25 protein-coding genes are annotated in these 20,281 nt (G+C 60.2%); 19 read left to right on the top strand and 6 right to left on the bottom strand.

The genetic code is table 11. The annotated features are described in order from the left end of the window. Positions 1 to 26 precede the first annotated feature (26 nt). Positions 27 to 1,136 carry a stage II sporulation protein P gene (gene spoIIP / locus J3351_RS03400; protein WP_242699287.1) on the bottom strand — a complete coding sequence of 370 codons (1,110 nt, stop codon included), beginning with the start codon at positions 1,134 to 1,136 and terminating at the stop codon, positions 27 to 29. A gap of 154 nt (positions 1,137 to 1,290) precedes the next feature. Beyond that, a complete protein-coding gene (gene gpr / locus J3351_RS03395) occupies positions 1,291 to 2,076 on the bottom strand; it encodes a GPR endopeptidase (RefSeq protein WP_035393352.1) in 786 nt (261 codons plus the stop codon). Positions 2,077 to 2,252: 176 nt separating this feature from the next. On the opposite strand from gpr, the gene rpsT reads away from it, so the two are divergent. After that, the gene (gene rpsT, locus J3351_RS03390; RefSeq protein WP_005929709.1) at positions 2,253 to 2,513 is read left to right on the top strand and encodes a 30S ribosomal protein S20; all 261 of its coding nucleotides are present in this window, start codon (positions 2,253 to 2,255) and stop codon (positions 2,511 to 2,513) included. A gap of 1 nt (position 2,514) precedes the next feature. On the opposite strand, the gene J3351_RS03385 is transcribed toward rpsT, so the two are convergent. The 4 genes from J3351_RS03385 to J3351_RS03370 all read right to left on the bottom strand — a co-directional run bounded on the left by J3351_RS03385 (position 2,515) and on the right by J3351_RS03370 (position 4,860). Further along, on the bottom strand, positions 2,515 to 2,796 hold the full coding sequence (locus J3351_RS03385) for a peptidoglycan synthetase (protein WP_179860347.1): 282 nt from the start codon (positions 2,794 to 2,796) through the stop codon (positions 2,515 to 2,517). A 106-nt stretch (positions 2,797 to 2,902) separates the two neighbouring features. Then, a complete protein-coding gene (locus J3351_RS03380; protein WP_005929703.1) occupies positions 2,903 to 3,259 on the bottom strand; it encodes a SpoVA/SpoVAEb family sporulation membrane protein in 357 nt (118 codons plus the stop codon). Next, entirely contained in the window at positions 3,256 to 4,284 is a 1,029-nt protein-coding gene (locus J3351_RS03375) for a stage V sporulation protein AD (protein WP_207697123.1), read from the bottom strand. The genes J3351_RS03380 and J3351_RS03375 overlap by 4 nt, the downstream gene beginning before the upstream one ends. Positions 4,285 to 4,419: 135 nt before the next feature. Further along, positions 4,420 to 4,860 carry a SpoVA/SpoVAEb family sporulation membrane protein gene (locus J3351_RS03370; protein ID WP_050762766.1) on the bottom strand — a complete coding sequence of 147 codons (441 nt, stop codon included), beginning with the start codon at positions 4,858 to 4,860 and terminating at the stop codon, positions 4,420 to 4,422. A 75-nt stretch (positions 4,861 to 4,935) separates the two neighbouring features. Here J3351_RS03370 and J3351_RS03365 point away from each other — a divergent pair, with 75 nt between their 5' ends. The 18 genes from J3351_RS03365 to J3351_RS03280 all read left to right on the top strand — a co-directional run bounded on the left by J3351_RS03365 (position 4,936) and on the right by J3351_RS03280 (position 20,242). Next, positions 4,936 to 5,856 carry a M15 family metallopeptidase gene (locus J3351_RS03365; RefSeq protein ID WP_098923426.1) on the top strand — a complete coding sequence of 307 codons (921 nt, stop codon included), beginning with the start codon at positions 4,936 to 4,938 and terminating at the stop codon, positions 5,854 to 5,856. 148 nt (positions 5,857 to 6,004) lie between these two features. After that, positions 6,005 to 6,577 carry a DUF4358 domain-containing protein gene (locus tag J3351_RS03360; protein WP_207697121.1) on the top strand — a complete coding sequence of 191 codons (573 nt, stop codon included), beginning with the start codon at positions 6,005 to 6,007 and terminating at the stop codon, positions 6,575 to 6,577. 139 nt (positions 6,578 to 6,716) lie between these two features. Continuing rightward, positions 6,717 to 8,135: an MBOAT family protein gene (locus J3351_RS03355; protein ID WP_207697120.1), complete on the top strand. Its 1,419-nt coding sequence runs from the start codon at positions 6,717 to 6,719 to the stop codon at positions 8,133 to 8,135. A 13-nt stretch (positions 8,136 to 8,148) separates the two neighbouring features. Then, complete coding sequence (locus J3351_RS03350) at positions 8,149 to 9,318, top strand: DHHW family protein (protein ID WP_207697119.1); 1,170 nt, start codon at positions 8,149 to 8,151, stop codon at positions 9,316 to 9,318. 192 nt (positions 9,319 to 9,510) lie between these two features. After that, positions 9,511 to 9,855, top strand: coding sequence for a hypothetical protein (locus tag J3351_RS03345; RefSeq protein WP_207697118.1), 345 nt, complete (start codon positions 9,511 to 9,513; stop codon positions 9,853 to 9,855). A gap of 89 nt (positions 9,856 to 9,944) precedes the next feature. After that, positions 9,945 to 10,289 (top strand): hypothetical protein, encoded by a 345-nt coding sequence (locus tag J3351_RS03340; RefSeq protein ID WP_005929673.1) that lies wholly within the window; start codon positions 9,945 to 9,947, stop codon positions 10,287 to 10,289. A gap of 215 nt (positions 10,290 to 10,504) precedes the next feature. Beyond that, entirely contained in the window at positions 10,505 to 10,813 is a 309-nt protein-coding gene (gene trxA / locus J3351_RS03335; RefSeq protein WP_035393488.1) for a thioredoxin, read from the top strand. Between the two features lie 122 nt (positions 10,814 to 10,935). Continuing rightward, positions 10,936 to 11,319: a type II toxin-antitoxin system RelE/ParE family toxin gene (locus J3351_RS03330; protein ID WP_097770093.1), complete on the top strand. Its 384-nt coding sequence runs from the start codon at positions 10,936 to 10,938 to the stop codon at positions 11,317 to 11,319. Beyond that, entirely contained in the window at positions 11,291 to 11,596 is a 306-nt protein-coding gene (locus J3351_RS03325) for a helix-turn-helix domain-containing protein (protein ID WP_035393348.1), read from the top strand. The genes J3351_RS03330 and J3351_RS03325 overlap by 29 nt, the downstream gene beginning before the upstream one ends. 244 nt (positions 11,597 to 11,840) lie before the next feature. Continuing rightward, complete coding sequence (gene hisG, locus J3351_RS03320) at positions 11,841 to 13,433, top strand: ATP phosphoribosyltransferase (protein WP_035393346.1); 1,593 nt, start codon at positions 11,841 to 11,843, stop codon at positions 13,431 to 13,433. Beyond that, positions 13,430 to 14,710, top strand: coding sequence for a histidinol dehydrogenase (gene hisD, locus J3351_RS03315; protein WP_156068346.1), 1,281 nt, complete (start codon positions 13,430 to 13,432; stop codon positions 14,708 to 14,710). Before hisG ends, hisD begins: the two co-directional genes overlap by 4 nt. Positions 14,711 to 14,876: 166 nt before the next feature. Then, the gene (gene hisC, locus J3351_RS03310) at positions 14,877 to 15,938 is read left to right on the top strand and encodes a histidinol-phosphate transaminase (protein ID WP_207697117.1); all 1,062 of its coding nucleotides are present in this window, start codon (positions 14,877 to 14,879) and stop codon (positions 15,936 to 15,938) included. 3 nt (positions 15,939 to 15,941) lie between these two features. Continuing rightward, a complete protein-coding gene (hisB, locus tag J3351_RS03305) occupies positions 15,942 to 16,532 on the top strand; it encodes an imidazoleglycerol-phosphate dehydratase HisB (protein WP_005929650.1) in 591 nt (196 codons plus the stop codon). Further along, positions 16,529 to 17,137, top strand: a complete 609-nt coding sequence (gene hisH / locus J3351_RS03300) for an imidazole glycerol phosphate synthase subunit HisH (protein ID WP_207697116.1) — start codon at positions 16,529 to 16,531, stop codon at positions 17,135 to 17,137. Before hisB ends, hisH begins: the two co-directional genes overlap by 4 nt. Before the next feature lie 79 nt (positions 17,138 to 17,216). Next, complete coding sequence (gene hisA, locus J3351_RS03295) at positions 17,217 to 18,023, top strand: 1-(5-phosphoribosyl)-5-[(5-phosphoribosylamino)methylideneamino]imidazole-4-carboxamide isomerase (protein ID WP_242699286.1); 807 nt, start codon at positions 17,217 to 17,219, stop codon at positions 18,021 to 18,023. After that, positions 17,953 to 18,708: an imidazole glycerol phosphate synthase subunit HisF gene (gene hisF, locus J3351_RS03290; RefSeq protein WP_098923415.1), complete on the top strand. Its 756-nt coding sequence runs from the start codon at positions 17,953 to 17,955 to the stop codon at positions 18,706 to 18,708. The genes hisA and hisF overlap by 71 nt, the downstream gene beginning before the upstream one ends. A 66-nt stretch (positions 18,709 to 18,774) precedes the next feature. Further along, positions 18,775 to 19,410, top strand: a complete 636-nt coding sequence (hisIE, locus tag J3351_RS03285) for a bifunctional phosphoribosyl-AMP cyclohydrolase/phosphoribosyl-ATP diphosphatase HisIE (RefSeq protein WP_005929638.1) — start codon at positions 18,775 to 18,777, stop codon at positions 19,408 to 19,410. Positions 19,411 to 19,417: 7 nt separating this feature from the next. Then, a complete protein-coding gene (locus J3351_RS03280; RefSeq protein ID WP_117476402.1) occupies positions 19,418 to 20,242 on the top strand; it encodes a histidinol-phosphatase HisJ family protein in 825 nt (274 codons plus the stop codon). Positions 20,243 to 20,281: the final 39 nt, after the last annotated feature.

Below are 20,281 nucleotides of genomic sequence, written 5' to 3'. Positions count from 1 at the left end.
AAGAAGCAGATGCGGACTGGGAGGTTTTACTGTTTTAATGCAGAAATCAGCCCATTGGCCGCCAGCTGCCCGGCATAGAGGGCCTCGTTCAGGTTGTTGCCGTGCCCGCCGATCTCTATGAGCAGGCTGCCGGGGGTCAGATCCTGATTGTAGAACCGGTAGCTGAACAGGACCGGGCGGGTGAAGCCGGGGTACAGGCCCTCCATGGCGGTTTCCCAGGCGGCGGCAAAGCGGAGGTTGAGCCGGTAGTTGGGCAGGCTGACCGTGGTGCCGTTGTCGCACCCGCAGATGATCATCACCTGCGCTGCCTGCCGCCCGTTGACGGTGCACACCGGGGCCATGCGGGAGCCATTCTCAGTCTCGATGGCATCCCGGTGGACATCCAGCACGATCTTGATGCTGGGATACTGCGATAAGTATTGCTGCACCACCGCGCGGCTGTTGGCGTAGCTTCCAGTGTAGCTGGGGTAGTCGTTCAGGGTCTCATCGTGCAGGGTGTTGAGCCCGGCGGCGTTGAGGGTGTCCGCCATCACCCGGCCCACAGCGCACATGTTGAGGTCCCGGTCGGTGGTGCGGGAACCGTCCCCCGGGCGGTACCACAGCCCTGCTGAGAGCCGGTAATCCTCAGTGGCATGGGTGTGCATGATGAGGATCTGCGGGTCGGGGCTGTTCCACTCCACCGCAAAGGGGAGCGGGTTGGTAATCTCGGCGGCAATGTCGGCGCTGGAGACGCTGGTGTTGTTCTTGATGCTGCCGCTGCCGCAGGGAATGTATTTCTCCCCGCTGCCCTGCGGATAGTTCTTTTCCAGGATGGCACCGGCTCCCTCCGGGCGGGCCTCGTCGCCTTCCAGCGGGACAAGGTAGGCTTCAATGTCACCGGCAGGCAGGGCGGGAGCCTCCTGTGCAGGCTCTGCCTGTGTTTCCTGCGCGGGTTCGCTCACGGCCTGTGCGGCATTCTCGGAGAGGTCTTTCCGGCTCAGGTAAAGGGCGGTCTGCACGGCGGGCAGCGGCCCGATGACCACCGCCGCCAGCGTGAGGAGCAGCTGGTGTGCAAACAGTGCCAGCCCCAGCGCAAGGCCTGCCGCTGCCGCAAAAGGCAGGGGATGCCTGCACCCCGCCATTTCCCGCCTGCGCATGGAACCTCACCCCCTTCTGCAAAATAGATATGAGAGAACCGCTCCATCAATGCGAACGGATTGCTGCCTCTCCCAGTAGGAGAAGCTGGTCAGCAGCAGCATAAATCTGGCCCCTATCAGGGGAGCAGGCGAGCGAAGGCGAGACCGAGAGGGGCTACCCCACCAGCCAGCACAACTGCGCTACACTCAGCTTTGGCTGCAGGGCCCGGTTGATGGCAGCCCCCAGCAGGGCCGCGCCGTGGGCGATGACTCCGTCCAGATCCCGGGGCGTGACGACCAGATCCCGGCCCTCCTCGGCCTGCATCAGGGTGGGGATGCCCGCCGCAAGGACAGGCACACCCAGCCGGGCGGCATCCAGATGCCGGGAGTGGTCGGGCTGGGCCGGGTGGAGCCCGGTGTCTGAAAACTGGAGCGTCCGGCCCAGCCGCTCCGGCTCGGCAGAGCAAAGGCTGTCCACACAAAGCAGGGCGGCGGGGCGCAGCTCCCGCACCAGTGCCCCGGCCAGCTGCTGTAAGCTCAGGCCCGTGGCCGCCGACACCCCCGGAGCCACAGCCGCCACCGGCCGGATGCCCTGCACCGGCACGGTGCGCGGCCCCATGGTCACGAACACCTTCTGCACCGTGCGGGGGCCCAGAGCATCCGCCGTGACCCGGCGGTTGCCCACCCCCAGCACCAGCACCGGGCCTTCGGGCGGCAGCAGGGGCCGCAGCTCTGCGGCGGCGGCTTCGATCACGGCGCTGTCCCGCTCGTCCAGCAGGCTCACGCTGGGGACCTCCAGCGTCACATACCGGCCCCGCGGCCGCGCCAGCCCCTCCCGCGCGATCTCTACCCGGGTGATCGTCACGCCGCCCTGACGGGCCGTTGCCACGCGCACCCCGGCGGGCAGGGCGGTTTTGCCCGGCTGGCCGAACAGTTCATCGGCAAGGTCAGTTTCCCGCATTTTGCATCCCCCATCCGTCTGAATTTCCGTATTTGGGCGCTTTTCCCGCCCAAACGGTACCAGAAGTATGGGAAAATGAAAAAATTCTAAACAAAAATTCAAAAAAGGCTTGCGCTGGTACGGCAAATATGGTATCATAAGGTGCGCTGTTATAGGTAGCCAAGGAGGTGGAACGAATGCCTAACATCAAATCTCAGAAGGACCGCGTCGTGCAGGCTGCTGCAGAGCAGGCTCACAACAAGGCCATTAAGACCAACCTGAAAACAGTCGTCAAGAAGGCAGACGCTGCCATCGATGCTAAAGCCGCTGACAAGGACGCAACTGTCCTGGCTGCTGTTTCCGCGATCGACAAGGCTCGCGCTAAGGGTGTCATCAAGAAGAACACCGCTTCTCGCAAGATCAGCCGTATGGCCAAGCGTGCAAACAAGAACGCCTGATTTACGACAGATCAAGTGATCGACTGACGAACAAAACCTCTGTATCGGGAACCCGATACGGGGGTTTTTGTTTTTCCAGCAGCTGTTCCGGGGGCAGGGGCGCGGGCTGCTCTGCCAGCGCCCAGAACGCCCAGCCTGCAGGCACAGCAGCTGCCAGCACCAGCCCGGGCCAGAGCACGGCGGGATATGTAAGGGCCTCGCTGCCGGGCAGGAACACCGCCGCCGCGCAGAGCACGAGGGCGGTCCAGCCCTCCCATAAGATCGTTGCAAGAGTCTCGCGCATGACTATCATCTCCTTTTCTGGAAAAGTATACCATGCAGAGGGCGCGAATCGGCGCAGAAAAGGACGATACACGAAAAAAGTGTATCGTCCCAGGAAGAGTTCTGCTTCAGTTCTGGTCGTGGCTGCGGCCCACCAGCGAACAGACCACGCCGCAGACAAGGCTGGTGGTGATGCCTGCAGCAGCGGCGGTCAGCCCGCCGGTCAGGATGCCGATGGCTCCCTCTTCGGCAAGGGCGGTGCGCACGCCTTTGGCAAGCAGATGCCCGAAGCCCAGCAGGGGAACGGTGGCACCGCAGCCTGCAAACTCGGCCAGCGGCGCGTACCACCCAAGGGCCGAAAGCACCACGCCCGCCACCACATAGCCTGTCAGGATGCGGGCGGGGGTCAGGGCGGTCAGGTCGAGAAAGAGCTGGCCCACCACGCAGATGGCCCCGCCTGTAACGAATGCCCAGAAATAGTTCATGTGTTCCCTCCGTTCTGTTCCTCCGGGGCAGCAAGCTCCACCAGGTGCGAGATGGCGGGGATGCTCTCCTTCTGCAAAAAGGTGGTCTGGCTCATCAGTGCGCCCGTGGCCAGAAAGAGAACCCGGCGCTGCCCCCGCCGCTCCAGCCGGGGCAGGAGATGCCCGCAGAGCACTGCTGCACAGCACCCCGGCCCAGAAGCGCCGCTGTGCACCGACTGGCCCTCGGCATCATAGAGGAGGGAACCGCAGTCCACATGGTTCTTGAGGAGCAGGCCTTCGGCGGCCAGCAGCTCCCGGAACAGCTGACTGCCCACATGCCCCAGGTCGCCGGTGCAGATGGCATCGAACTCCTGCGGCTGGGTGTTGGTATCGGTGAGGTAGCGCAGTAGCGTTGCCGCCGCAGCAGGAGCCATGGCGGCCCCCATGTTGTTGATGTCCCGGATGCCCAGATCCTGCACCCGGCCAAAGGTCACGGCCCGGATGCCAACCCCCTGCCCGGCGGGGCGGAGCAGGCAGGCCCCTGCCGCCGTGGCAGTCCATTGGGCGGTGGGGGTGCGCACGGCTCCGTAGGAAAGCGGGGTGCGGAACTGCCGCTCGGCGGTGCAGAAGTGGCTGGAGGTCATGGCCAGCAGGCCGTCTGCCATTCCGGCGCTGCACAGGCAGGCCCCAACACCCAGCGCCTCGGCCATGGTGCTGCAGGCTCCGAACAGCCCCGCAAAGGGCAGGCCCAGCGCCCGGGCCGCATAGCCCGAAGCCGTGCACTGGGCCTGCAGGTCTCCGGCCAGCAGGAGGCTCACATCCTTTTCGGTGGCGTGGGCTTTTTTCAGGCAGAGCCGCGCCGTCTGTAATTGCAGCTGCGTTTCAGCGGCCTCCCAGCTGGTCTGCCCGAGGCGGTTGTCACTGTGCAGCTCATCGAACTCTGCCGCCAGCGGGCTTTCGCCCTCCTTTTTGCCGCCGATGCAGGCGTGTGCGGCGATGACAGGCGGTTTTGGGAAGATCAGGGTGTCACCCCGGCGGGTCGCCATGAAAAAATCCCCCTTTCAGGGCTGTTTTTCTTTGGGATTTGTGCTATAATAGCGCTCGTGCGATATTCTGCTCCATCCGCTCTGCCGGAAAACTGCAATTTTTGCATCCCGGCAGGCGTATTGTAGACAGAGCGGTCAGCCGCCCAGCAGCCAGAGCACCCCACCGTAGACCACAGCGGCCAGCGTGCCGTACACGATGACCGGCCCTGCAATGGTGAACATCTTGGCTCCGGTGCCGCAGACCCTGCCCTCGGGCTTGAACTCGATGGCGGCGCTGACCACGGCGTTGGCAAAGCCCGTGATGGGCACCAGCGAGCCTGCCCCGGCTTTGGCGGCAAGCTTCTGGTAGAGCCCCAGCGTGGTCAGCAGGGCCGACAGCACGATGAGGGTGCAGCTGGTCAGGGTACCGGCAAGCTGGGCTTCCAGCCCCATGCCAAGATACCACCCGCGCAGCACCTCGCCCAGCAGGCAGATGCCGCCGCCCACGCAGAAGGCCCACAGGCAGTCGGAGCCCAGAGGGGAGCGGGGGCCGACCTGTTTCACCCGCCGTGCGTATTCTTCCGCTGTCATCTTCATGGCTGTCACCTCGGGTTTAGGATGCCCCCGGAGAAACATAATATACAGAAAATGAACCGAGAAAGAAGGTCTCTTATGAATCAGCAGCAACCCATCCACCGCCGCCGCCTGACCCGGGCAGAGATCCGGCGGCGGCGACGCAACCGCGCCATCCGCCGCATCGCCGGGCTGACCCTTGTGGTCTGCGTGGCCGTGGGCGGTGTGTCCTTCCTGCTTTCCCGCCGCAAGGCCCCGGTGCCCACGGCAGATGCCGCCGGGAGCGCCGCCAATAGTGCGGCCAGCAGCCTGCCGTCGGCTGCGCCGAGCAGCAAGGCGGAGAGCAGTGCCGTGAGCGGAGCCGCCGCCGAGAGCGTGGAGAGTCGGGACAACCTGCTGGGCCTGACTGCCGCCGAGGCAAAGGCCATGCTGGCCGACCCGCTGATGATCCTTGTGAACCACACCAATAAGATGCCGGAAAACTACACCTTTGAGACCGCCGAGTGCGGCTCCAAGACCGCAGTGAACAAGACCCTGCAGACCGTGGCCTGCAATGCCTTTCTGGAGCTGCAGAAGGCTGCTGCTGCGGAAAATGTGACCGTCTGGATGCAGAGCGGCTACCGCAGCGTGTCCTACCAGACCAATCTCTACGAGAAAAAGACCAACTATTATAAGCAGCAGGGCTATGACGATGCCAAGGCAAAGGAAATGGCCGCTGCCATCGTCAACCCGCCAGGCTACTCTGAGCACAACTGCGGCCTGGCTGCAGACCTGAACAGCCCCGAGCACACCGGCCTGGACGAGGGTTTTGAGAACACGGCTGCCTTCCGCTGGCTCTGCCAGCACGCCGGGGAGTACGGGTTCATCCTGCGCTACCCCAAGGGGGCCGAGGAGAAGACCGAGATCACCTACGAGCCCTGGCACTGGCGCTATGTGGGCGTGGAAAATGCCGCAAAGATCAACGCCAGCGGCCTGTGCTTTGAGGACTATATCGCCGCCCTGCAGCAGATCGCGGGCTGAGCGGCAAAGCGCTGGTGAAGAAACCGTAAAATCTTCTGCCTGCCGTTTGCAATTCGGGCTTTGATATGGTAAGATAACAATGGTTCGTTGTCGGAAACTCTTCCGCGTGGGCGAACCGGTGTAAAATAGATAAAAGAGGGAATAATCCATGAAACTTCGTGCTAAAATCATTCTGACCGCTGCTTCTCTGGCCCTGAGCTGTGCTCTGCTGGCCGGCTGCGGTTCTTCTTCCAGTTCTACCGCTTCTTCTGCCGCGTCCTCTGAGCCTGCCTCCACTGTGCTGAGCCAGGCCTCCAGCATCCCGCTGGGCGAGGACAACAGCACCGATGCCCTGAACGCACCGTTCGAGGCCCTGCTGGATGCCAACCCCATCTCCAACCAGTTTGAGATCGCTGCCATGAACATTGAGTACGATTTCAACCTGCCCGCTGAGGATGTGGTGAGCTACAAGGGCGTGAAGAGCAACGACAACGGCGATGCCGGCATGGTGCTGGTCGTGGAAGCTGCTGACGGCAAGGCTGAGGAGGTTGCAAACCAGCTGACTGCTTACCAGCAGGATCAGGTGGCGTTCTACGGCAACTACGCTGAGTTCGCACAGGCCCAGGAAAATGTGGAGAACGCCGTGATCGCCTTCAAGGACAATACCGTGGTCATGGTCATCGCTTCCAACGAGTGCACTGCCGATCTGGACAGCGCGGTGGACAGCGCACTGGGAGAGTAAAATAAAACTGAATGGGGCTGCTGCAGGCCCTCTCCGTCAATGCTCCGCACTGCCGCCTCTCCCAAAGGGAGAGCTGACGAGCGCAGCGAGTGTGAGAGGGCATTTGCAGCAGCTCTTTTTTTAAAAGGAGGTCGAAGCCTTGGTTTTCAGCACCATCATCTTTCTGTTCCGGTTTCTTCCCATCACGCTGGCGCTGTATTACCTTGCGCCCGCAAAGCTTAAGAATACGGTGCTCTTTGTGTGCAGTCTGGTGTTCTACTGCTGGGGTGAGGTCCGGTTCTTCCCGGTCATGCTGGCCCTGATCCTCATCAACTATCTCTGCGGCCTGGGGCTGGAAGCGTTTGACGCAAAGCCCGGCGTGCGCAAGGTGCTGCTGCTGGTCGCCCTTGCAGCCAGCCTGGGGATGCTGTTCTACTTCAAGTACGCAAACTTTGTCCTGCGCAGCATCAACAGCCTGCTGGGCACCGGATTTGCGGCCATTCAGGGCATCAGCGTCCTGCCGCTGGGCATCAGCTTTTATACCTTCCAGACCCTTTCCTACACCATTGATGTCTACCGCCGGGAGGTAAAGACTGAGCACAACATCATCGACTTCGGCGCTTATGTTGTCATGTTCCCCCAGCTCATCGCGGGCCCCATCGTCAAGTATCGGGATGTCTCGGCCCAGCTGCACGTTTACAAGCATCGTTACAGCTTGCAGCAGATCGAGGAAGGCATGACCCTGTTCACCTTCGGTCTGGCAAAAAAGGTCCTGCTGGCGGATGCCGTTGGCGCGCTCTGGACAGACATCATCGGCATTGCCGACAGCCCTTCCACCACCTTTGTGGGCCTTGCCAATGCGTCCACGCCGCTGGTCTGGCTGGGTGTCATCGCCTACTCGCTCCAGCTCTACTTTGATTTTTCCGGTTACTCCCTGATGGCCATCGGCATGGGCAAGATGCTGGGCTTTGATTTCCCCCAGAACTTCAACTTCCCCTATATCTCCCGCTCCATCACCGAGTTCTGGCGGCGCTGGCACATGACCCTTTCCGGCTGGTTCCGCGAGTATGTCTATATCCCGCTGGGCGGCAACCGCAAGGGCCTGAAGCGGCAGATCTTCAACCTGTTCGTGGTGGAGCTGCTCACCGGCATCTGGCACGGTGCAGACTGGAACTTTATCTGCTGGGGCCTGTACTACTTTGTTTTGCTGGCCCTTGAAAAGCTGTTCCTGCTCAAGTATCTGGAAAAAGGCAGGATCTGGCCCCACATCTACACCATGTTCCTTGTGGTGGTGGGCTGGGCCATGTTTGTGGGCAATGAGGCCGGGGTGGGCTTCGGGCTGCTGTTCCGCAAGCTCTTCCTCCCCTCGGGCGGTGCGTCTCCGGTCTACTTCCTGCGCAACTACGGTGTGCTGCTGGCGGTCAGCATCCTGTGCTGCACCCCGCTCATTGAGAAGATCTGGAACGCCCTGCGCAAACACACCGTGACCCGTGTGGCTGCGGTGCTGGTGCTGCTGGTGCTCTCCACGGCGTATGTGGTGGGCAGCACCAACAGCCCGTTCCTGTATTTCAACTTCTGAGGAGGGGACCTGAATGGACAAGCATACAAAGAAAACTCCCTCTCTGTTCCGGTATCCGGTGCTGGTGGCCTTCGGGCTGTTCTTTATCGGGCTGTTCGTGCTGGATATGGCCACGCCCGACCGCGCATACAGTGAACTGGAAAACACCACCCTGACCCAGCGGCCCAGGCTGACCGCCGTTTCCGCCGACGGGCTGAACAACTACTTCACCAGCTACACCCGATACGTCAAGGATCAGGTGTTTGGCCGCGACCAGTGGATCAGCCTGCAGAGCGCGGCGGAGACCACCCTCTTCCAAAAGACCCAGAGCGGCGGCATCCTGCTGGGCCGGGAGCACATGATGTTCGCCCGGCATTACAGCATCCTGAAAAATGAGGAAAAGGGAATGGCCAAGAACCTTGCCGCCGTCCAGAGCCTTGCCCAGCGCTACCCGGGCAGGGTGAACCTCATGCTGGTGCCGTCGGCCTCGGTGGTCTACCCTGAGAATGTCCCGGCGGGGGCACCCCAGATCGATGAGAAGAGCATTCTGGAAGGCGTTGCCGCACAGGGGGAGGCCTACGGGCGGTTCATTGATGTCCTGCCCGCCCTGACGGAGCACAAAGGGGAATACCTCTACTACCGCACCGACCACCACTGGACGACGCTGGGGGCCTACTACGCCTACCAGCAGTTCTGTGAGACGCTGGGCCTGACCCCTTTTGACCGGGATGCCCACACGGCCGAGACCTGTGAGGATTTCTACGGCACCCACTACTCCAAGGCCCGCACCTGGAACGCCGAACCCGACACCATTACCTGGTACGACCTGCAGAACAGCCTGACGGTCTGGAACGTCACCGGCCCGGGCCAACCCACCGAGGGCACCACCACCGGCCTGTATGATCTGGACAAGCTGGAGGTGTATGATAAGTACGCCATGTTCCTGCACGGCAACAACGGCCTGAGCAGGGTGGAGGGCAGCGGCACCGGGAAGATCCTGGTCATTAAGGACAGCTATGCCAACAGCTTTGTGCCCTACCTGACAGCCAACTATGCGGCAATCGACGTGGTGGATTTCCGCAACTATAACTATGGGCTGGACCAGCTCATTGCGGCCAACGACTACGACCAGATCCTTGTGCTGTACAGCTATGCCAGCTTTACCACCGACCCGTATCTCTACCGTGCGGGCGTGGCGGGCTGAGTGGAAAATTATTGCAGTGCTTTTCACCAAACTTTCGTTTGTTTTTTCATGCGACTTTCCGATTTTTGATGGTTTTTCACAAAATCCATTGCATGAAACTGTGTGATGTAGTAATATAAGGCTGGAAACCAGATGGTAAATTGGGAAAGAACACCATCGGTTCAAGCTGCTCAAAAAAGGAGTATGAGACCTATGAACAAGAACATGAATCTGCCTGCTGAATACGCAGTGCTTTCCGAAGAAGAGATGACCTATACCCAGGGCGGTTCCGATATTGGCGGCTTTGCATCCGCTGCCGCTACGGTCGTGGGTGCTGTGGTGCTGGGTGCCAGCTATATCTGGGGCATTTCCGTTTCCAAGGACTGGCTGAACAAGAAGAGCAACCGTGAGGGCAACCTCTTCACCGTTCTGGGCCGTGCCGCAGATGCTGTCGGCGAGGATATGTCCAAGTCCGCAGCCAACTTTGTCCGGGATGCCGTTTCCAGCACCATGGTGGTTGCTCTGGCTCCCCTGAGCGCTGTTCTGCTGATCCTGTAAGCCGGGAAAGTGGGATACCGGGTCTGTTTTCTGTAACCTGCGGTGTATGCTGCACCGTGCAATAAATGCTTTTGTAAAGGAGTATTATTATGGAAAAGAAGCTCATGCTGCCCGCGAACTACAACGTGATGAACGAAGAAGAAATGACCTATACCAGCGGCGGCGACGGTTTTACCGCTCCGTTTGCTGTGGGTTGGACGATCGGCGCAGTCATTTCTGTTGCAAACCTGATCTGGGGTCTGGATCAGACCCGTACCTGGATCAAGAACAACAAGAAGAACGGCGAGAATATCACAGATCTGGCAGCAAAGGGCATCAATGCCGCTGCCGATTACATGGGTAAGTCCATCGGCAATGCGATCGTTGGCGTTTACACCGCTCTGAACCTGACCGGCTGGTGGCCCGTTACCGCGATCGCCTGGGTCACGGCCTGATCGTTCTGACCAGACAGCCCGGAGAACTCCAAAGAACAACACAGGGCGGCGGCTCTCCCCAAGCGGGCGGGCCGCCGCCTTTTTTGTTCACAGATTGTTTCTGGAAAAATCCTGTCGTTTGGGGTATACTAGAGCCATAAGTAAGAATCACTCCTTCTTTTGAGGGAACTGACCGCCCCCGCAGAGGGTGCGGATAAAAAATGGAGGGAACCAATATGGCTGTTGTTACCATTACCAAAGAAAACTTTGAGGCAGAGGTGCTGCACAGCACAAAGCCTGTTCTGCTGGACTTCTGGGCCACCTGGTGCGGCCCCTGCCGGATGCTGAGCCCCATCGTGGACGAGGTGGCCGAGGAGCGCACCGATGTCAAGGTGGGCAAGGTCAATGTGGATGAACAGCCCGAGCTGGCCTCTCAGTTCGGCGTGATGAGCATCCCCACCCTGCTGGTGTTCCGCGACGGCAAGCTTGTGAATCAGGCTGTGGGTGCCCGCCCCAAGGCCGGTGTGCTGGCGCTGCTGGGCTAAAAGACAAAAATCGAGCTGTATGGCCGCTGCCTGTTTTCGAATGGGCGGCGGCCTTTTTGCGCTTGACAATATGGCATATCTGCCATATACTGAAAGGGGAAAAGTGTAGGGAGGATTTTGAAATGGGACCGTTCGTGGTGGAATTTTATGAAACAAGAGATGGCCAGCGCCCTGCGGAAGATTTTTTGGATGAACTGGATATCAAAATGCGGAGCAAGCTGGTAATGACCCTGAAGGTTTTACAGGAACAGGGAAACCGTCTGAGGGAGCCATACAGCAAGCATCTGGATGATGGGATTTTTGAGATCCGCGGAAAAGTTGGAACGGATATTTCGCGGGTCATGTATTTCTTCTATTATGGGGGAAGGATCATTTTGACGAACGGCTTTATCAAAAAGACCCAGAAAACACCCAAGAGTGAAATTGAACGGGCAAAACAGTATCGGAAAGATTTTTTGGAAAGAGAGGGTGAATCAGATGAAAACACTGGATCTGTATTTGAATGAACAGCTGAAAAATGAGGAGTTCCGTAAGGAGTGGGAAGAGAACCAGCCGGAAATGGATATCATCCGGGCGATGGCAGATGCACGCATTTCTCAGAACCTGACCCAGAAGGAGCTGGCCGAACGCACCGGAATCAATCAGGCGGATATCAGCAAGCTGGAAAATGGAACACGCAACCCATCTTTGAAGCTGCTGAAGCGTCTGGCAGACGGAATGGGAATGGACCTGAAGCTTGTGTTTACGCCAAAAGAGCCGCAGAATCTGAAGCTTGCAAAATAAGAAAGATGCCGGGCCGGTTTCCAATGCAGGAGACTGGCCCGGCCTTTTTGCATCCCCGGTTTTCGCTCTCTATCATCTGTTTTGGCGCTGGGGTGAAATGATTTCGCCTTTCTGTACAAACGCACAGAAAAACGGTAAGATAGGGCTGAAAAGCTGTCACTTTCATGCTTTACAACTTTATCTTGATAAAGTAAAATAAACAAAAGAAGTGGGAAATACGCAGAGAGGGAACGAGGAGATCGAGATGGAATTCAGTCTGGACAGTTTGCAGCCCAAGGAGCGGGCCTCCTTTGCGCTGCGGGCGCTGTATGAGGCGGCGGGCTGCCGCAAATATCACATGGGCCGTTTTGAGGAGTACGGGCTTTATCAGGAGAACCGGAGCTTTTTGTCCTCGGAGCAGGTCATCACCTTCACCGACCTGGATGGCCGTCTGCTGGCGCTCAAGCCGGACGTGACCCTGTCTATCGCCAAGACGGCCCAGCCCGCCCCCGGCGAGACCCTGCGGTATTACTACCATGAGAACGTCTACCGCCCCTCGGCAGAGAGCCACACCTTCCAGGAAATCTCCCAGATGGGCCTTGAGATGCTGGGCGCGGTGGGGGAGGCACAGGTGCAGCAGGCGGTCCGGCTGGCAGCGCAGAGCCTGGCCCAGCTGGGGGCCGCGTGGGTGCTGGAAGTCAGCCACATGGGCTATCTGTTCGGCCTGTTCGACGCACTGGGCGTGCCGGAGAATGCCCGCCCCGGCCTGCTGGAAAAGCTGCGGGAAAAGAATGCGCACGAGCTGCGCCGCGCCGCGCAGGTCGCCGGGCTGGATGCCGCCGGGGCCGATGCCCTGACCGGCCTGCTGGAGCTTTCCGGCAGCTGCGAGGAGACGCTGGCAAAGGCAGAGAGCGCCTGCCGCAACGACCGGATGCGCGCCGCCGCCGCCGAGCTGCGGGCACTGGCCAAAACGCTGGAGGCCTCCGGCGGGGCGGTCCGCCTTGACCTGAGCCTTGCCGGTGAGATGGAATACTACAACGGGCTGGTCTTTCAGGGCTACCTGCAGGGTCTGCCGCGGCCCCTGCTCAAGGGCGGCCGCTACGACCTGCTGATGCAGAAGTTCACCCCCGGGGCCGGGGCCATCGGCTTTGCGGTCTATCTGGACGAGCTGGACCGCCTGAGCGCCCCCACCCCGCCGGTACAGAGGAACAGCACGGGCCGGGTCATGCTGAATGTGGCCCTGCCCAAGGGCCGTCTGGGTGACAGGATGTATGACCTGCTGGCCCGCATCGGCTACGGCTGCACCGAGGACTACAACGCCACCCGAAAGCTGGTGGTGGAGAACTCTGCGGCGGGCATCCGCTATTTCCTTGTCAAGCCCAGCGATGTGGCCATCTACGTTGAGCACGGCGCGGCAGATGTGGGCATCGTGGGCAAGGATATCCTCACCGAAGCCTCTGCCGATGTCTACGAGCTGCTGGATACCGGCCTTGGCAGGTGCCGGATGTGCGTGGCTGCCCCGGCGGATTACAAGGATGATCCCAGCCGCCCGGTGCGGGTGGCGACCAAATTCGTCAACATTGCAAAGAGCTACTATGCATCCATCGGGCGGGATATCGATATCATCAAGCTGAACGGCTCCATTGAGCTGGCCCCCATTCTGGGCCTTTCCGATGTCATTGTGGATATCGTGGAGACCGGTACCACCCTGCGGGAGAACGGCCTGCGGGTGGTCACCGAGTTCATGCCCATCTCGGCCCGGTTCATTGCCAATAAGGCCAGCTACCAGTTCAAGCACAACGAGATGGATGCCATGCTGGAAGCGCTGCGCAAGACCTTGCAGGAGGAAACAAAATGATCAAGCTGTATAATTTTGATGAGCTCAGGCCCGAGGAGATCCTGAACCGGGACATCCGCGCGGAGAAAAACGTGGAGGATGTGGTGGACGGCATCATTGCCGAGGTCCGCGCCCGGGGCGACGAGGCGCTGAAGGAGTACGCGCTGAAATTTGACGGGGCAAAGATCGACGACCTGCAGGTGACGCAGGCGGAGATCGATGAGGCCTTTGCCAATATGGACCCCTATTTCCTTGAGACCCTGCGGGAGGCTGCCGCCAACATTGAGAGCTTCCACCGCCAGCAGGTGCACAAGAACTTCGTGATCAACGAGAAGCCCGGCATCGTGCTGGGCCAGAAATATACCCCCATTGAAAAGGCGGGCGTATATGTGCCCGGCGGCACGGCGGCCTATCCCTCCACCGTGCTGATGGATGTCATTCCGGCCAAGGTCGCGGGCGTGTCGGAGATCGTGATGACCACCCCCGCCGGAAAGGACGGCAGGGTGAATCCGGTCATCCTTGCCGCCGCCGCCACCGCCGGTGTGACCAAGATCTTCAAGACCGGCGGTGCACAGGCCGTGGCCGCGCTGGCCTACGGCACCCAGAGCATCCCGGCGGTGGACAAGATCGTTGGCCCAGGCAACATCTACGTTGCCACCGCCAAGCGGAAGGTGTTCGGCAAGGTGGGCATTGATATGATCGCCGGCCCCAGCGAGATCCTGGTGCTGGCCGACGGCGGCTGCAACCCCGCCTGGGTGGCGGCAGACCTGCTGAGCCAGGCCGAGCACGACAAGCTGGCCAGCCCTGTTCTTGTCACCGACAGTCCGGCGCTGGCCAGGGCCGTGCAGGCAGAGCTGGAGGTGCAGATCCCCCAGCTGCCCCGTGCCGCCATTGCCCGCGCCAGCGTGGACGACAACGGGAAGATCATCGTCTGCACCGACCTGCACAAGGCCATTGAGGCCTGCAACATCATTGCGCCGGAGCATCTGGAGGTCTGCGTGGAGGACCCCTTCGGCGTGCTGAACGAGATCAAAAACGCGGGCAGCATCTTCCTGGGCCGCAATGTGCCCGAGGCCCTGGGCGATTACTTTGCAGGCCCCAACCACACCCTGCCCACCAGCGGCACGGCCCGCTTCTCCAGCCCGCTGGGTGTGGACGACTTTGTGAAGAAGTCCAGCTTTCTCTACTACACCCGCGAGGCGCTGGGCGAGGTGGCACCCCGCATTGCCGATTTTGCCGAGCGCGAGGGCCTGCACGCCCATGCGAAGAGTGTGACGATAAGATATGAAGAGGACTAAAGGCGGCTCGCCCTCTCCGTCATTGCTTTGCAATGCCACCTCTCCCAAAGGGAGAGGCTTTGGCAATTTCCCGCAAGGTTACGGAAAACCGCCAGAGGCTCCCCCTTTGGGGGAGCTGGCGCGAAGCGCCTGAGAGGGCGAGGACGCTGACAGTGAGGAAATTGCTATGAGTAAATATCTCTCTCCGAAACTTGAAACAGTCACCCCCTACACCCCAGGGGAGCAGCCGCAGGACCAGCAATACATCAAGCTGAACACCAATGAAAGCCCCTATCGGCCCAGCCCGGCGGTGGTGGCGGCGGTGAGCGAGCATGAGGTGGAAAAGCTCCGTCTCTACTCCGACCCTGCCTGCACCGACCTGCTGAAAACGGCGGCGGCGCACTTTGGCCTGCAGCCGGATCAGATCATGCCCGGCAACGGCAGTGACGAGAACCTTTTCTTTGCCCTGCGGGCCTTCTGTGACGAGACCCACCCCTTGGCCTATGCCGACATCACCTATGGCTGTTACAGCGTCTGGTGCGGGCTGATGCACATCCCAAGCCATATCATCCCGCTGAAGGAGGATTTCACCCTTGACCCCGCCGATTACTACGGCCTGAACGAGACCATCGTCATCGCAAACCCCAACGCCCCCACCGGCTTGGCCCTGCCCCGCAGTGCCATCGAGGGCATCCTGAAAGCGAACCCGGACAATGTGGTCATTGTGGATGAGGCCTATGTGGACTTTGGCGGCGAGAGCTGTGTGCCGCTCATTGACCGGTACGACAACCTGCTGGTGGTGCAGACCTTCTCGAAATCCCGCCAGCTGGCAGGAGCGCGGCTGGGCCTTGCCATGGGCAGCGCCAGCCTCATCGCGGACCTGAACCGGGTCAAGTTCAGCCTGAACCCCTATAACATCAACCGCCTGACCTTGAAAGCAGGGCAGGCCGCGCTGGAAGATACCGTTTATTTTGAAAAGACCCGTGCCGCCATCGTGGACACTCGGGCCTGGACAAAACAGCAGCTGGAAGCCCGGGGCTTTGCGGTGCTGGACAGCCGCGCCAACTTCCTGTTTGCCTCTACACAAAAGAAAAACGGCGGCGAATTGTACCAGAAGTTGAAGAAAAAGAGCGTTCTGGTGCGCCACTTTGATGCCCCGCGCATTGACAACTGGCTGCGCATCACAATCGGCACGCCGGAGCAGATGCAGATCTTCCTGAACACCCTTGACAAAATAATGGAGGAATGACCCATGCGGGAAGTGACACTGGAACGCAACACCAACGAGACCCAGATCGAGCTGACCCTGAATCTGGACGGTGCGGGCCGCTATGAGGTGGACACCGGCTGTGGGTTCCTGAACCACATGCTGGAGCTGTTTGCCCGCCATGGCCGGTTTGACCTGGTGCTCACCTGCCACGGGGATGTGGAGGTGGATTACCACCACACGGCTGAGGATATCGGCATTGCACTGGGGCAGGCCTTTGCCCGGGCGCTGGGCGAGATGCGGGGCATCCAGCGGTATGGCAGCTTCTACCTGCCCATGGATGAAGCGCTGGTGCTCTGCGCGGTAGACCTTTCGGGCCGGTGCACCCTGAACTGGGATGTCCACTGCAAGACCGAAAAAGTGGGCGATTTCGATGTGGAATGCGCCTCGGAGTTCTGGCTGGGCTTTGCCCGCAATGTGCCCGCTACGCTCCACTTTGTACAATTTGCAGGGGAAAATACCCACCACATTCTCGAAGCCTGCTTCAAGGGTGCAGGCCACGCGCTGGCTGCGGCAGTCGCCATTGATGCCGCCCACCGGGACGAGATCCCCTCCACGAAAGGACTGCTGGTATGATCGCGATCATCGATTACGGCGTGGGCAACCTGTTCAGCCTGCGCTCCAGCCTGACGCATCTGGGGCTGGAGGCTGTTGTGACCGCCGATGCACAGACCATCCGCAAGGCCGACCGGCTCATTTTGCCGGGGGTGGGGGCCTTTGGCGATGCCATGGACAAGCTCTCGGCCACCGGTCTGGTGCCGGTCATCCGGGAGCAGGTGGCGCAAAAGCCCCTGCTGGGCATCTGCCTGGGAATGCAGCTGCTCTTTGAAAAAAGCTATGAGTACGGCGAACATGGGGGCCTGGGCTTTGTCAAAGGCGAGGTCTGCCCGCTGGAGCCTGACCTGAAAGACAAAACCCTCAAGGTGCCGCAGATCGGCTGGAACGCCCTGCACATCGTACGGGATGACCCGCTTTTCCGATACATCCGTGAGGGCGAGTATGTCTATTACGTCCACAGCTACTACGGCAAAAATTGTACCGGGAGTACACTTGCTGTCAGCGATTACTCCATCCCCGTGACCGGCGTGGTCAGGGCGGGCAGGGTGTACGGCACCCAGTTCCACCCCGAAAAGAGCGGGGAGACGGGGCTGCGGATATTGAAGGCGTTTGCAGAATTGTAAACTGGCTCGCCCTCTCAGTCAAGGCCTGACGGCTTTGCGAAGCAAGGACGGAGAGGGTAAGGCCGCTAAAGGAGAAACTATGAATCTATTCCCAGCCATTGACTTGCGGGGCGGCAAAGTTGTCCGTCTGACGCAGGGAGATTATGACCGTATGACCGTTTACGGGGAGGACCCCTGCGCACAGGCCCGGCAGTTTGTGGAGGCCGGGGCCAGGTATCTCCACGTTGTGGATCTGGACGGCGCAAAGGACGGCACCCTTTCCAACTACGAATCCATTGCCGCGCTGGCAGAGCAGGGGGGCTTGTACATCGAGGTGGGCGGCGGCATCCGCACGGAGGAGCGCATTGAAAAATACCTTTCTCTGGGCGTGGATCGCTGCATCCTGGGCAGTGTGGCCGTGACGGATTTTGATTTCACGGCCAGGATGCTGAAACGCTACGGCGAACGGATCGCCGTGGGGGTGGATGCCAAAGATGGATTTGTTGCCATCCATGGGTGGAAGGAGGTCAGCGCCGAAAAGGGCGTGGACTTCTGCAGGCGGCTGGCAGATGCCGGATGCACGGCCATCATCTACACCGACATTGCCTGTGATGGTGCCATGCAGGGTACGAATCTGGCGCTGTACCGCCAGCTGGCGGCAGAGGTGCCGGGCGTGGCCTTCACGGCCAGCGGCGGCATCTCGTCGGAAGCCGAGCTGTTGGAACTGAAAAAGATGGGCACCGCTGCCGCGATCCTGGGCAAGAGCCTGTATACCGGGGCGCTGGATCTGAAACGTTGTGTAGAACTGGTGCAGAATGAAACGGAGGGGAACGAAAATGATCACAAAACGCATCATTCCCTGTCTGGATGTCCGGAATGGCCGGGTGGTCAAGGGCACGAACTTTGAGGGCATCCGGGATGTGGCCGACCCGGTGGAGATGGCCCGGATGTACAACGCTGCCGGTGCCGACGAGCTGGTGTTCTACGATATCACCGCCAGCTTTGAGGGACGTGCTCTGTTCACCGATATCCTGACCCGGGTGGCCAGTGAGATCTTCATCCCGCTGACCGTAGGCGGCGGCATCAACACGCTGGAGGATTTTGACCGGGTGCTGAAATGCGGTGCCGATAAGGTCAGCGTCAACTCGGGCGCTCTGCGGGACCCCGGCCTCATCCCGGCGGCGGCCCAGAAATACGGCGATCAGTGCGTGGTGCTCTCGGCGGACGTGAAGCGGGTGAACGGCCAGTTCCGGGTGTTCGCCAAGGGCGGGCGCGAGGATACCGGCCGGGACGCGCTGGACTGGATCAGCTGGTGCGTGGCGCATGGCGCGGGGGAGATCTGCCTGAACAGCATTGACACCGATGGTGTCCGCACCGGCTTCGATCTCGAGATGCTGGACGCGGTCGCTGCCCGGGTGAATGTGCCCATCATCGCCAGCGGCGGCGCGGGCAAAAAGGAAGATTTCCTTGAGCTGTTCCACCACAAGGGCATCGACGCGGGCCTTGCGGCGGGCATTTTCCACCAGAAACTGCTGACCATCCACGACCTGAAAACCTATCTGAATGAAAATGGTGTCGAAATGCGGCTGTAAGCTCTTGCGTTTCGGGCAACTTTAGGATAAACTGTAAGTATCCCCTTTGGGGAGGGAGTATGGACCATGGAACTGAAATTTGATGAAAAGGGCCTCATTCCTGCCATCGTGCAGGATCACTACACCAAAGAGGTGCTCACCCTTGCCTACATGAACGCCGAGACGCTGGCACTGACCATTGCCGAGGGGCGTACGGTGTTCTGGAGCCGGAGCCGTCAGGAGATCTGGCGCAAGGGCGATACCAGCGGCAATGTCCAGCATGTGGTGTCCATCACTGCAGACTGCGACAAGGACGCACTGGTGGTGGAGGTGGTCAAGGATGGCCCTGCCTGCCATACCGGTGCCGAGAGCTGCTTCTTCAACGAAGTGTATGTCTCGCCGGAGCTCAAGCAGTTCAGCTGGCAGGGGCTTTACGAACTCATCCAGGGCCGCAGGGATCATCCCCAGGAAGGCAGCTATACCACCTACCTGTTCGAGAAGGGCAAGGAGAAGATCCTGAAAAAGGTGGGCGAGGAGTGCACCGAGGTCATCATTGCGGGAGAAAAAGAAGACAAGGCCGAGACCATCTATGAGATCAGCGACCTGGCATACCATGTGCTGGTGCTGATGGTGCAGGCAGGCATTACGGTGGAAGAGATCACCCGTGAGCTGGAAAAACGACACGTCATTGACCACAAGGTCAAACAGGAAAGGATGCAGTGATTTAGTTATGGCAGATTATAGGAAGTCCAGTGTTCATTGCCACTCGACGATGTGCGATGGCAGAAATACCTTGCAGGAAATGGCCAGTGCCGCCTGTGCACAGGGCCTGACGACCCTGGGCTTCTCCGGCCATAGCTATACGCAGCGGGACCGCGAGTACTGCATGAGCCCCAGCCGCACCGCCCAGTACAAGGCCACCATTGCAAAGCTCAAGGCAGAGTATAAGGGCAAGGTGGACATCCTCTGCGGCATCGAGTGGGACAGCCTGAGCGAGGATAAGCCCGAGAACTACGATTACTGGATCGGTGCGGCCCATCACCTGTACGGCAAGAACACTGGCAAGTACTACGAGATCGACTTCCGCCCGCAGGATCTGCACGACTGCATCTTTGATGATTTCGACGGTGACCCGCTGGCCGCGGTGGAGGCCTACTTTGCAGAGGTGGAGAAGGTTGCCGCCAAGGGACCGGACATTCTGGCCCACATCGACCTCATCAAGAAGCTGAACGGCGAGGGCGAGTTCTTTGATGAAGAGGCTCCCCGCTACCGGGCCGCTGCCCTCAAGGCCCTGAGCGCAGCCAAAGAGCACAACTGCCTGCTGGAAGTGAACACCGGCGGCGTTTACCGCGGCTACCGCAAGGACTTCTACCCCAGTGCATGGATGCTGGAGGAGTGGAACAAGATGGGTGGCAAGGTCATCATCACCTCCGACTCCCACGATGTTTCCAGCCTGACCTTCGGCTTTGAGGAAGCTGCCGCCGCCATCAAGGCAGCCGGCTTCACCAGCGTGGAGGTGCTGACCGGCCACGGCTTTGAGACCCAGGAGCTGTAAAAGAAAAATAAAGCACAACCCTCTCCGTTTTTGCTGCGC

It is taken from the genome of Faecalibacterium sp. Marseille-Q0746 (assembly GCF_017377595.1).
In the GTDB taxonomy this organism is placed as follows: Bacteria; Bacillota; Clostridia; order Oscillospirales; family Ruminococcaceae; genus Faecalibacterium; species Faecalibacterium duncaniae.
Note: the sequence above shows the minus strand (reverse complement) of the source record. Positions and strands in the feature narration are given on the sequence as shown.